Origin of the sequence: Limnobaculum zhutongyuii (assembly GCF_004295645.1) — a bacterium.
Classification (GTDB): Bacteria; Pseudomonadota; Gammaproteobacteria; order Enterobacterales; family Enterobacteriaceae; genus Limnobaculum; species Limnobaculum zhutongyuii.
Map to the genome: position 1 here is coordinate 2,895,195 of NZ_CP034752.1, position 12,412 is coordinate 2,907,606.

Sequence of the window (12,412 nt, forward strand, 5' to 3'; positions counted from 1 at the left end):
AAGTGCCCAAACTGTCGAAAAATATATAACACTATGTATCTGAATCAAACATAGAGCGTCGCCTTATTATTTTATAATAAGGGGGATTTTCCTTATCCTCTTCAAAATCATAGAATAAATGATTATCTTTTAATGCTGTTAATAAACGTTGATTAGTTGCATCGACCTCAATCTTAGGCTTGCCTCGCCCCAAAATTTTACTAAACTCCGATAAACCAAGCAGATCAAGATACTCTTTACAGACCGTCTTACTCAAATCCTTATTCGGTAATAAGGCGATTAATAGTGCTATTTTATCCTGCTTATCCAGATTCTCTGAGGTAAACAGGTCTTTTAGTAACGGTTCAGAAATGTAATTGGGGATTGTTATCAATGTTGAGATATACTCTATTGCTCGACTCAGAATGAGTGACTGAGTGGAGGTTCCCCATGTTTTATATGATGACGTCAAACTTAAGAGTTCGTCTGGTTCAAAATTATTTTCTAAAATATAATCATTAACGGCAAGGGAATATTCCTTGCTATTAATAATAAGCGGTACTTTAACAAACCCGAGTAGCTTAATTTTTATATCATCATCAACGTTCCAAGAAAGTATCGACATAGCTTCATCTAAGACAAAGCTCTCTTCCGTCATTATTTCAACGTAGGTTTCGACATTCTGTTTGATATAATAGAAAAGCTGTTCAGGATAGTTTTCTCGTATAAATTTAAGTGAATCCAAACTTATACGAATAATTTTCTTATCCACTAATATTTTGAATTTATCACCTACAATACCTTTGACACCAAAGGAGGAACTATAAATACGATTTAGCGAACAAATTAATTTCTCATATTTATCATTTAATAAATCGTTACAGATAATAATCGCTCTAAACAGTTTAATTTTTTGCTCATCTTCAATATCAATACTTGCAAAATCCAACTCTGCATCCGTTCTATTGATAAATCCAATAAGTGAATCATCTAATCCATCAATATTTGCAAAGTAAGACACTATATTTTCTTCAGAACAAACTGCTATATCTTTATCCAGTAGCGATAACCATAAGGATTTGTTCTCGACCTCACTGAGAGAGGTCACGGAAGTTTGCAAATAGTTTATATACCTATCTTTTTGCTCATCCGATATTTCCTCATTATTGAGAACAGATAAAACAATAGCTTCATCATCCACGATTGAACCATCGCAACTAGATAAAACCATATTCAGATAGTCACTAATATGGTTATTAACATAACTAGCCAAGGGAGAATCATGCTGTGACATCACTAACGTATAGTTCTTATGGCGAATATCATCTTCACTGTTAAGCTGATAAACCTCACTCAGCATTAAGGTCAGGTTGGAAAAATTAATATCATAAAGTGAATGCTGATAAACCATATCAAAGAGTGCTTTATTTGCGCTTTCAAAATTAATACTGGCAAAAGAGACGCCAAGCAGCTTAAAACCACTAATTAACTTGTCAACCTTCGGCTCTGCTATTGCTAAATAATCCGCCGAATCAGAGAGGTAGTCAGTTAGGCAATCATCAATATTGATGGCCTCAATGGTATTACTAGCAGAATAATAAAATGTGCCTATCGAGTAGCGTTTAACCCAATCAGCAGAAAACTCACTCTCTTTAAGAGCATAAGAAAAAAACTCAGGCCACAGCATATTTAATCGATTAATAAAGCCAGGCTGGGCTCTCTCTGCTTCAAAGTAGTCGCGAATAAACTCAACGCTTTTGTTCTCTCTAAGCTGTTTAAATAAGCGTTTTATTAAATTCACATGAGCTGGCGTCTGAAGCAGGTAAGTTAATAGATCAAAATTAAGCACCTCTTCCTGTTCAAAATCCACCTCTCGAAGGCGGGCAACGACCAGCTTGGGATTCTTAAGTTGATAGGTAGGCTCTTTGCCTTTTTGATCGGTAATACTGCGTAAAAATACCTTGTCAATCCGACTCAGGCTATTTTCGTAAAAATAGGTCATATAGTCGGTGTAGGTTTCATCAATATAGCCATCACGGATAAGGTATTTGAGCAAGTCAAAATACTCACTGCTTTTTATTTCATTAAAATCTCTTTTGTCGCCGATTTCATTGGTATAGATGAGTTTAAATATACTATCAATGTTTTCTCTTGATATAATTTCTTTTAGCCTTTTACTACTCATGTAAGTTAATTCATTTCTTAACTTAACAAGCTCCTTATTTAGACTGTTTAATTTACCATTACTTCTATTTTCAACATTCAACACTCTAGCACTTCTTCTTCTCTCTACATCTGCTATTTCATTCTGATAGCCATGACGATAATTATTATATGGAATTAGTTGATGATCATATAAAACATTAACCTCCTGACTAGACTCGAGTATTTCATTATTTATTTCATTAATTTCATTTTCTTTAGTAACAATTTCTTTCTCCAATCGATTTATTTCATCATTGGCAATATTTTCCTTACTGTTAAATATAGCGAAAACCATACCCTGATTAAGCTGTAATTCGCTAAAGTCTCTAGGGAAAATGTTTTTATAGGCAATAATAGCCAGCATTTTATTACAGTCAAGCTCGGTGATATTTAATCTATTGTAATAAACCAGAAATTCATTATAGATATTTTTTAATATCCTCATATCATCAATATATAATGAAAGTCCTTGTAAAAACCTTTCATTGAATAATGATAAGATATCACCTTTCTCAAAGATAGAGATAAACTGATCGTAAGAGTTAGAACTATCAACAACTGGAATGACAGGGATAATATAATCAAAGAATTTAGTTCTATCCTTAGAAATAAAGATATCATCACGAAGTAAATAGATAAAACGTAATGTTGGCTTTTTATTTTTGGCTAAGAACCTATTATATATAAATGAGAACCAAGACTTTTCAACCAACTTGCGATGAATATTGACTAATCTATTTACCTCATGCAGCCGTTCAAAGATATGGTTAGCATTAAAACGATCCATATCCTCAAAAATAATTGCATCAGCGCTAACGTTCTCAAAGAGGTATAGCACTTCATTTAAATACCGATCAAAATAAGAGTCATCACTCTCTTCAAAAATTTCTATTTCATTACCTTGTAAATTTATTTTCTTAAGTACATTTCTATTCTTTTGAGCTTTTATTAATTTATAAATAAAAAAACAAGATATAATTGCACATATAGAACCGCTTATGAGCAACGAATCATATTTAGTTGATAGCCTTAAAAAATCTGTTAAGACACCTTCTGATAAAGATGGTACAAATTCAATCCATTTCTTAAATAATGTTATATGCAATATTGTCGCAATGAATAAAACCATAAAGAATGTATTGATAAAAATACTTTTAGTTTTTATTTTTTTCTTTATTTTAAAATTCGTCTGAGGAATGTTATCAGTATTAATCTGGTGAATTAACTGATTAAGGATCTTACCTTCTAACGCAACTTCATTAATAGCCTTGCTGGGGTCATCAGTACTAATCTGATCCGCAGCTCTGAAATGAGCAAGTGATATATGAACAAATTTTAGTTGCGGATGATTTTTTTTATATGATTCGACAAGACTGCTCTTACCTGCACTGTATTGTCCTGATATTGCAATATTTTTTAGATCGTCATTGTCAAAAACAAAGTCTATAGCATCTTCATATATGCCCAACTCAACGTCGCTGATAGGCGTTAGTTTTTGAAATTTATAGCTGTTATCACCCATTGCTATCCCTTACATGTCTTTCCATATGTGTTTCCTGTCGACTTCACATAAAAAAATAAACATAAAATCATATAGTTAAAAAAATGAAACAAAATGTATCTCTAGATATTATATCAGAAATAACCACAATCGATTGACGAAAAGCATTTCTAATCTCCATTACTTATGTACAAGACTTCACCATTGTACTGTTACGTTGTGAAGAAACCTTCGCTAGCGAAAATAGGGTTTTCTGCTGAGAGCTATAGATCAAACTGTTACATCTATTCCTCTTTGCACTGGGGGTACCTTATGTCAGTATCTAATTTATCAAAAGTTCTCACGCTTACTTTTCTTATGTTATTCACCTCCCAAGGGATCGCGGAAACAAAAGAAACCATCATTTTTACCAATAACAATAATCTATTATTAGGCACTCCAACAAATACTGTGATCTACAATCTCGATGATCCTGAGCGTCTGATATCCAACGCCTTTAGTTCTCTTCCATCCGATCGCAAAACGGCGGAAAAGCATAGTCAAAAAGTCATGTCTTCCAAAAATTGGCAACAACAAGATGCCGCTCTAAGAGAATCCTTCAAAGGCGTTATCAAAGCCTGGTCGTTAGGCATAGAAAAAGTCCCAGCTATTGTGATGGAAGGTAGGTTTGTTGTTTATGGTACAACCAATGTAGAACTTGCCAGAGAAAAGCTGAAGCAGTTTCAAGGGGGCCATTGATGCGCCTCCGCCTCATACTCTCTTTGATAGCTACCGTGACACTCCCCGCCTCTGCTATCAATACCGCTGGAATTATTGCATCCTCACTCTCAGCGCCCTGTCTTGAATATAAGGTGGTTGGCATTTGCTACTGGCTACTCTGTACACCCTACGGTTGTAGCGTTAAAACCTCAGTAAAAGTAAAACACTATATTCCCGATCTGGTCGTTTCCAGCTATAGCAATACCGGCGATAACCCGTGGAGTGAAATGGCCTTTTTGGGTGTGTCCATCCCGATCATTGCTGAATCAGGCGGCAATACGAATGCACGTCCGAGTAATGAAAAAACGCAGACTCGATTCAAGAATGCTGATGCTATCGGTCACCCAAGCAGTGAAGCATTCTATAAATTTTTGTCTGGTTTTGGTTACAGTTGCAGCGGTTCAGCCACTGCTTTTCAACCTTATTTTATCAGTACTTTGGATGCGTTAGCCTGGCGAACCGGTTTGCCAGAAAGTCTCTATCCTGAAGCACTAATTCCTGGACAGCGTGAGGTTAAACAAACGGGCGATCTCTGGGGCAATGTATTTCCCCGCGCCGGAGCGCTGAGCCAAACTCATGATTATAAGGTAGGAGCTGTTATCGCTCAGCGCGTCGCGGATATCGTGACGCGCGCAGGGCAACCTCATGTCTACTTACCGCTAACGGCAAGTCATAGTCCCGGATATTGGCCACCAGAATCCGTACAAGAGGGAAAAACTAACAACCATAAATGGCAGATGCTGGCACCTAGACTCGATAACAGCTGTGCCATATTCCCTGACCGTTCAACTCTCGATACCTACTCAGACAAACTCGCCGCTGACGGCGGCTATGCGTGGGCATTATGGCGTCCTTATAGCTGTTGCCAGCGCCGTGGCCAAACCTTTCTCGGCAGCACCGGAGGTTAATCATGATGAAATACGTCAACTTTCCAGCAAGAAATGTCCTGAGCACCAGCATCTTAATGGCTCTTTTATCGATCTCCATAAGTACCTGCGCTGCTAATGAGTATGGTTTCGATAATCACGGGGCCATTGCTGACAATGTTTACTATCAGATTGGCGGTGGCTCAGCGATTTCTCCTTCTTTAACACGGCGTTCAACCAATCCCTTGACGGTGGGGATTGGATGGAACGCAGACCTAATGTGCGGCAATTTTGATATTAATACCACCGTTAAAAATCAACTTAATGGTGTTACTGACGGGTTTAAAGACTTGATGGGTGATGTCATCAGTAATGCGACCGGTGCCGTAGCAAGCCTTCCAGCGATGATTATTCAGCGAGCCAATCCACAGCTTTATGACCTGTTAACCAATGGTGTCTTACAAGGTCGGTTAGATTTTGATAAAGCGAAACTAAGCTGCGAAAACATGGCTGAAAAAATGGCTGATTACGCGTATGGCTCTGCCTGGGTTCAAGGCGCTAAAGCAGAAAACTATCAAACCATTGTCTCAGGAGAAACAGATGCGGTCAGAGCTAATCAGCAGGCCAGTAAAGAAGCAGCCGAAAAAGGGAAAAGATGGGTTGGCGGCCAACAGCGCGGCGGCAAAAATCAGGCTCCGATAAAACTTATCCGCGACACCACGGTTGCTGGATTCAATATCCTGAATGGCCGCGAACCGAATTCCACGTCCACGGTGAATAAGTCCGATTGTAAGGGGCAATTGTGTAAAACATGGACTAAACCGGAAGACGCTGCTAAATGGATGACTCGAGTCGTTGGAGAACAGACCATTAACGTTGCACCGACTAACGATCAAGGGAGTAACAACAGTAACAAGAGCGGCGCTCAGGCTGGCGTCGGCCTAAACCCGCTAATTCAGGAAGAACAAGATCGCATCATTGAAGTGATGGCCGATTTGGTCAACGGTAAAATCAAGCCAACCTCAGAGAATTTAGCAAAAGCCAGTGGTGGGAATCTCATGCTCACTCGAGGCGTGGTCGAGGCACTACAAGATGACCCAGATGCAGCAGTACTGGTTCAACGCCTGTCGGGTGAAATGGCTATTGCTGAGGTAACAGAGCAAGCGCTATTAGCGCGTAGAGCCATGCTTGCCGGTATGCGAGAACCAAATATCGCCAATGAAAAAGAAGCCCAAGATGCACTGGGACGCTCCTCCCAGATCCTCGATCAGGAACTCACCCAGCTCAAATTAGAGATGGATATGAGGAAATCACTGGCAGATAACGCTGCGACCACCATTCTCAACCGCAAGACCCTACGCGATACGTTACAGGGCCGTGCCGTTGAAAGTAGTGATGATGTTGATAGCCGAGTGAATAAATTGAATAGTACTCATGTAGGGGAACCATAATGATCCCAAACATCAGACGAATAGGAAAATTTATCACGATAAGCATTGGCATCATTATGGCCATGGTACTGATAGGTTGGCTAAGTCTACGATTTAGTGCTGATACTAATAATATTATGACTCAGTTAAATAGCGTCCTGCTTCCACTGTTAGTCTGGAGACTAGTCCTGTATTTGGCGATTGTTTGGTTACTGTATAAAGTCCGTCTGGTGCTAACCAAAAACAATCCAGAGCGTAGTAATACGTTCACAAAGATTATTGTCTGTTTCGCTATTCTCGCCGTTCTGTGCGAATACACTAATTATGTGAATACGGGGGTAGCTGCATGATAACCCATAGCTATCTGGAGTATTTTCTGACATTACTCGGCTGGTCCGTTAATAACGGTATTTGGAGCATCATTACATCAACCGGCATTTTCGCTTTTCCTCTACTGGCCAAATTGATTGGCGTCTGGCTTAAAGCTAGAGGACAAGGGGCAGATGAAGGCGATCAGGGCGGACTAGCACTAACCTGGTTTGAAAACGTGGCATATATGGCGATGATCGTCATTATGTTTACCTGCGTACCGCTGATCACTGTTGATTTAAACACCATTCAATATGATATCAGCCGCTCAAAACAGTGCGGCTATACGGTAGCGCAACCATCAGAATCAGGCTATAGCTCGCTAACCAGTGAGATTGGCGGGAAAACAGCCGCCGTCCCGGTGTGGTGGTATCTGGTTCATTCACTGTCGAAAGGCGTCACTAACGCAGCCAGTTCGACGCTCCCCTGTCAGCCTGACTTACGCCAAATCCGCTTTGAAGTTCAGCATACGCGCATCAGCGATCCTACCCTAGCTCAAGAGCTACAAGATTTTGTTCAGGAATGTTATGCACCTTCCTTAGCGAGATTGAAGATGCGTGAATCGAATCTAAAATCAGCGGAAAGTACTGATGTGTCATGGATCGGGTCACAATTTTTTATGAATACACCGGGTTATTATGATACCGACCGGGCCCGATCTCCCCGCAGCGCTTGGCCCTACAATACCAGCCGGGATGCCGGACTTTTTGATGCCGGTACCGGAGGTTATCCAAGCTGTAAACAATGGTGGTCAGACAGCACAACCGGCATTAAAGATAGGACACTAAAACTGGTTCAACCGTCGGTCTGGCAGCAGTTAAAAAAGCTGGGGCAATCTAAAGCTGAATATGAAGAAGCCGTTTTACGCTCTCTGGTCAGCCCAAGAAATATGCAAGTTTCGCAAGATGGGCGGGTTTATCCCGGTTTTGGCGGCAATATCGACGGTACGTTAGCGAACGCCGCTAGCCGTACCGCTGCAACGGTCGGTCAAGCCTTCGCTGGCATTGCCGCATTTCCCGCGTTTGACAGCATGCGACAGGCGTTGCCAATGGTTCAAGCCATATTGTTAATGGCGCTGATTATCTGTATTCCGCTCATCATCGTTTTTTCAGCCTATGATATTAAAACGGTAGTCACCGTAACGTTCGCACAGTTTGCTCTCATTTTTCTGACGTTTTGGTGGGATCTGGCCAGATGGTTAGATAGCTGGCTGCTAGGTGCTCTGTATGATAGCGATACTCACAGCAGTTGGAATTTAGCCGGGATACAGAACTCACAGGACGACCTAATCATTAACTTCGTTATGGGGACAATGTTTCTGGTGTTACCCGCATTTTGGATGAGCGCCTTAGGCTGGGCTGGCGTTCGGGTCGGAGGGGCATTAGAGAATGCAGCCAGAGCGGGAACGCAAGACGCCAGAGCAGCGGGAGGAAAAGGAGGTGATGTAATGCTAAAAGCGGGGAGTTCCTTCAAAAAATAGGGGCTCAAACACCATACGAGGTAATCATAATGTGTATTAGTGTGATTACCAACAGATACAGACTGTATGATTGCCAAGCGATTTTGGCGTAATCAAATTATCAACGCTCTATCGTTTGATCGGCCAAGCGACCATCAGGCTGTTTGCTTTATGAGTTTTGTCCGATTACATTTAGGTTATTTAAATACAACCATTTGAAATATAATTATATAACCACCAATTTGACTGGGAATTATAAAAGGAGGCAGAAAAATATTTACCTTGCGTGTACAGTGCCTTTTATAAAATTGTTTTATATACAGGTAAGGGGCGCTCCTGATACAAGCGTGATGTACAGCTAAGGGTTTAAAATTTATGGCAACATTCAATGAAATAAAAGAAGAAGCATTAAAGTTTCGGGAATTGCTTGAAAATTGTGATAAATCGAAAACCAAGCTTGTAATAGATTGTTTTCCGGTTATGAGCTGTAAACTTTCTTCAATGCTTCTTGCCTACCATTTTCTGAAATTATGGCCACAACTTGAGTTAAAAGGTGTTATGGCTGCTACAGGAAAAAATAATGAAATAACTCACTATTGGCTAGAAATAGGTGAAATTGTCATTGATATAACTGGAGACCAATACAACATTATTAGTGCCAGAGAGCTAAACAAAGAAATTGTACGAAATAGGCCATTTACTTCTGTACATGTTTCAAATAAGAAAGAAAGCCATCTCTACAAGTTATTTAAAATTCAAGAAAAAGAGCTCCTTGTGTATGGCTTCCCTACGATTAGAGAGAGTTTTATAGAAAAAATGGAGCTTGGTTATAGCCAACTTCTGAATCAGACAAAAAACACATAACAATCAAAAGCAGTATATCCCTAGGGCGGACGCGCTAATGCGCGCCGCAGAGTTGGCATGCGATGCGTGCGTTAAAATTAATATTGGAGATCATCAATGAATCAAGAGCTTAACTGGAAGAAGTTTCAGTTTATCACTGAAGTTCAAACTGCACTTATTACAAATGCAATCAATTTATCCCTAAATAGTGATGCGAAAGATAAACGCCATATATTTTCTGCAACAGGAACGCTTATAAATATGGATGATGCATTTTATGCAGCTGAGAAAATCCCCGATAATCTAACTGCTCATGAAGCAGCATGCGAGTTCATCGGCTTTTGTTGTGAAAATTTAAGAGAAGAAGGCGCTAAGGTTCCTTATTGGTTTATGCGCATCTAACAAGTCGCTCTTTAGCTCCAAGTGCAGTCGGCTATTCGCTCTTAGTCGACTGTCGGAGCTGATTACATCCAGAGTAGCAAACGTATCAAATTAAATATGAGCCAGTAAACATTATGTTACCCATTAATCTTTATCAATACGCTCACCACCTGCATATTCCCCCACGCCATCAGGTCCGTCGCAATAACCTTCAAGAACCTGACTATCTAACTCAACAATATCATCTGACTCCATCCCCTTAGCTATGGCAATAAGTGAGAATCCTATGATCGCTAAGATGAGCAAAACGGAGGCCAGCAGGAATAGGCTTGCAGCGAATAATCCAATCACTGCCATGATAAAGACAATAAACGGCAGTTTAGCCACCCATAAGGGTAAACCTCTTTTATGAGCCAAATGCGCTAATCTAGTGTTCCATTCAGCGACTCGATTACGCATTCTAACGGCTAAGCGCCCCGCTTTGTAACCGAGGCTATTATGAGGAGTATTTCCTTCATGCATACATGATTTCATTAATCCTCCATTGCACTCTGAAGCGATGATTCATCATAATGAAGTATGGCTATTATTCAACCATTAGCTCACCCTATCCCTTCAGAAACATTTTAGCAATGGATGCCATTAAATTCTCAACCGAGTCTGTATGGTGTCAATGGCTACCGGCGAATCAGCGCTTTTTCTCAGAGTGATATTTAAGAATAATTTCAGCCAACTCATCATTGTCTGCATAAAAATAGGCGACGGGGACATCGAGTACTTTTGCAATTTTAATCATCAGTTTATAAGGAGGCTCATGGACACCTCGCTCATATTGGCTGATCCTTGTGCTAGCTGATGCTTCCTCTATACCCACGAGATGAGCAAGTTGCTCCTGAGATAGTTGACGCAGTTTGCGTATTGCTTTTAACCGAGTCGATAACATGGGAACCTGAACCCTCATTAGCCACTAAAATGAAGATTTTCTTCGATTCTCATTTTTATTTTTTGAAGTTAAACTTCGAAAATGCGCTTAACTATCCAGCAGTTAACGCCAGTACACCGACAAATATAAAGTTTAACTTCATTTTTTTGTTGTTAAATTGTCCAATATTTCCTACAATCGATTCGCTAACATCAGGGAAACAAAAGAGAAAAACCAGAGAAATGTTCCAGAAATAAACTTGGTGGTATTGTGACAAAAGTTTCATATAAAAAATATGGATTAACACTCTCGTTATGGATGATTTAAGAGAGATGGGCGTTGCAATATCACCTTTCCTGCCTCCTGAATAATAAATGGTTCGGTAAATATATAACGGTTATGACAGAATTTGGAATCTACCTAAAATCGCTGCCAGAACTAAATCTACCCGAGAATGAGTTCCGACTAGCGAGCAATATTATTTCAGCGCTTGATACGATATTTGATGCCATCGATTCAGAATTAGAGCTCAAATATGGAGATCAACACTTTCATAATGTTTCTCGTTATCTGCTCATCATTATTCACGATGTATTTCAAGACTCTATTGCCTTTCGACGTGTCGTAAAAACGCTTAATCAAATGGTAAACTCGAGACTTAAATGGCTCAACTGATAAAAGGTTAAATGGCCTGAAGGGTAATATTTATAAAGGTAAGAGCCCTACCCGAAAAGGCCAAAAGGCTGAATTGGCTGGCATCGCTCGGATCTATCACCTCATATAAATGCGAGTATCATGAAAGCATTAATTCATTAATAACTCTCTTCACTGACAATTCAGTTTCTTGCGGTAAACATAGTCACATAGAACCACACTCCTCACATCATTAATTAATGAAATCAGTATCGAGGAGCCTATGATTATTAGCTTTATTAGTCAGAAAGGTGGCGTAAGCCGGTCTACACTAGCAAGAGCAACCGCAACCGAGTTTGCTAAAGCCGGTTGGCAAGTTCACTTAGCCGATCTAGATACTCAGCAACAAACCAGCAGTAAATGGGCAGAACGGCGAGATTTAGCGAGCCTTACCCCCTCTATCGAAACGGCAGTCTATCGTCGTCATAATGTTGCACTAAAAGCTGCCGCTTTAAATCAGCTACTTCTTATTGATACTCGTCCTTTCGCTGATATTTCATCGGTCGATATTGCTGAAGCATCAGACCTGATCGTTATTGCCACCGGCACCTCTCTCGATGATTTAGAACCTTCTCTGTTATTAGGCAGAGAATTTTTACAGAAACGGCAAATCCCTCTGCATAAAATTCTGTTTGTTGTCTGTAAAGCTCCGAGTATTGCCGAAGGACAGGCCGCTCAACGCACCATTTCCGCCTGGGGATTTCAGTGTGCTTATCACTTTATCCGTTTTATGCCGGGCTATAGTCAGGCTCTTGATGCAGGTAAATCCATTACTGAAACTCACTATCCTACGCTTAACACCGCCGCATGTTCCATTATTGATGAGATCGCCAGCCTCATTAATTCATGAAAGCATTATTCTTATGGAGAATTGTACTCATGGTAAAGCCACCTAAAATAATACCGCCTTCTTCAACAACGGCCACCATTGAGGTGACTAATTCCAGATTTAATGCAGGTGTCCTAAAACCTATTCAACTAAAAATTGATCCTCTTCTTCATCGA

The 12,412-nt window shown here is 40.1% G+C and carries 11 protein-coding genes; 8 read left to right on the plus strand and 3 right to left on the minus strand.

The window, feature by feature from the left end:
* Positions 1–31: 31 nt before the first annotated feature.
* Positions 32–3,706, minus strand: a complete 3,675-nt coding sequence (locus tag EKN56_RS12990; protein WP_130592166.1) for a YobI family P-loop NTPase — start codon at positions 3,704–3,706, stop codon at positions 32–34.
* Between the two features lie 291 nt (positions 3,707–3,997).
* On the opposite strand from EKN56_RS12990, the gene EKN56_RS12995 reads away from it, so the two are divergent.
* The 7 genes from EKN56_RS12995 (at position 3,998) to EKN56_RS13025 (ending at position 9,813) form a co-directional block, all read left to right on the plus strand.
* Positions 3,998–4,423, plus strand: coding sequence for a TIGR03757 family integrating conjugative element protein (locus EKN56_RS12995; RefSeq protein WP_112872088.1), 426 nt, complete (start codon positions 3,998–4,000; stop codon positions 4,421–4,423).
* Positions 4,423–5,352: a TIGR03756 family integrating conjugative element protein gene (locus EKN56_RS13000; protein ID WP_130592168.1), complete on the plus strand. Its 930-nt coding sequence runs from the start codon at positions 4,423–4,425 to the stop codon at positions 5,350–5,352. The genes EKN56_RS12995 and EKN56_RS13000 overlap by 1 nt, the downstream gene beginning before the upstream one ends.
* A gap of 2 nt (positions 5,353–5,354) precedes the next feature.
* Entirely contained in the window at positions 5,355–6,761 is a 1,407-nt protein-coding gene (locus tag EKN56_RS13005) for an integrating conjugative element protein (protein WP_407656483.1), read from the plus strand.
* Positions 6,761–7,090: a hypothetical protein gene (locus EKN56_RS13010; protein WP_130592169.1), complete on the plus strand. Its 330-nt coding sequence runs from the start codon at positions 6,761–6,763 to the stop codon at positions 7,088–7,090. The genes EKN56_RS13005 and EKN56_RS13010 overlap by 1 nt, the downstream gene beginning before the upstream one ends.
* Positions 7,087–8,589 carry a conjugal transfer protein TraG N-terminal domain-containing protein gene (locus EKN56_RS13015; protein WP_130592170.1) on the plus strand — a complete coding sequence of 501 codons (1,503 nt, stop codon included), beginning with the start codon at positions 7,087–7,089 and terminating at the stop codon, positions 8,587–8,589. Before EKN56_RS13010 ends, EKN56_RS13015 begins: the two co-directional genes overlap by 4 nt.
* A gap of 354 nt (positions 8,590–8,943) precedes the next feature.
* Positions 8,944–9,432 (plus strand): hypothetical protein, encoded by a 489-nt coding sequence (locus tag EKN56_RS13020; protein ID WP_130592171.1) that lies wholly within the window; start codon positions 8,944–8,946, stop codon positions 9,430–9,432.
* A 96-nt stretch (positions 9,433–9,528) separates the two neighbouring features.
* Complete coding sequence (locus EKN56_RS13025) at positions 9,529–9,813, plus strand: hypothetical protein (protein ID WP_130592172.1); 285 nt, start codon at positions 9,529–9,531, stop codon at positions 9,811–9,813.
* Between the two features lie 123 nt (positions 9,814–9,936).
* On the opposite strand, the gene EKN56_RS13030 is transcribed toward EKN56_RS13025, so the two are convergent.
* Complete coding sequence (locus EKN56_RS13030; protein ID WP_130592173.1) at positions 9,937–10,326, minus strand: DUF3742 family protein; 390 nt, start codon at positions 10,324–10,326, stop codon at positions 9,937–9,939.
* Positions 10,327–10,480: 154 nt separating this feature from the next.
* The gene (locus EKN56_RS13035) at positions 10,481–10,735 is read right to left on the minus strand and encodes a helix-turn-helix domain-containing protein (protein WP_130592174.1); all 255 of its coding nucleotides are present in this window, start codon (positions 10,733–10,735) and stop codon (positions 10,481–10,483) included.
* Positions 10,736–11,630: 895 nt separating this feature from the next.
* Here EKN56_RS13035 and EKN56_RS13040 point away from each other — a divergent pair.
* Positions 11,631–12,257, plus strand: a complete 627-nt coding sequence (locus tag EKN56_RS13040; protein WP_130592175.1) for a ParA family protein — start codon at positions 11,631–11,633, stop codon at positions 12,255–12,257.
* Positions 12,258–12,412 lie beyond the last annotated feature (155 nt).

What these genes read in the sequence shown, in the direction of transcription:
- EKN56_RS12990 (WP_130592166.1), bottom strand. Translation starts at nt 3,706, where the DNA reads ATGGGTGATAACAGCTATAAATTTCAAAAACTAACGCCTATCAGCGAC.
- EKN56_RS12995 (WP_112872088.1), top strand. Translation starts at nt 3,998, where the DNA reads ATGTCAGTATCTAATTTATCAAAAGTTCTCACGCTTACTTTTCTTATG.
- EKN56_RS13000 (WP_130592168.1), top strand. Translation starts at nt 4,423, where the DNA reads ATGCGCCTCCGCCTCATACTCTCTTTGATAGCTACCGTGACACTCCCC.
- EKN56_RS13005 (WP_407656483.1), top strand. Translation starts at nt 5,355, where the DNA reads ATGATGAAATACGTCAACTTTCCAGCAAGAAATGTCCTGAGCACCAGC.
- EKN56_RS13010 (WP_130592169.1), top strand. Translation starts at nt 6,761, where the DNA reads ATGATCCCAAACATCAGACGAATAGGAAAATTTATCACGATAAGCATT.
- EKN56_RS13015 (WP_130592170.1), top strand. Translation starts at nt 7,087, where the DNA reads ATGATAACCCATAGCTATCTGGAGTATTTTCTGACATTACTCGGCTGG.
- EKN56_RS13020 (WP_130592171.1), top strand. Translation starts at nt 8,944, where the DNA reads ATGGCAACATTCAATGAAATAAAAGAAGAAGCATTAAAGTTTCGGGAA.
- EKN56_RS13025 (WP_130592172.1), top strand. Translation starts at nt 9,529, where the DNA reads ATGAATCAAGAGCTTAACTGGAAGAAGTTTCAGTTTATCACTGAAGTT.
- EKN56_RS13030 (WP_130592173.1), bottom strand. Translation starts at nt 10,326, where the DNA reads ATGAAATCATGTATGCATGAAGGAAATACTCCTCATAATAGCCTCGGT.
- EKN56_RS13035 (WP_130592174.1), bottom strand. Translation starts at nt 10,735, where the DNA reads ATGTTATCGACTCGGTTAAAAGCAATACGCAAACTGCGTCAACTATCT.
- EKN56_RS13040 (WP_130592175.1), top strand. Translation starts at nt 11,631, where the DNA reads ATGATTATTAGCTTTATTAGTCAGAAAGGTGGCGTAAGCCGGTCTACA.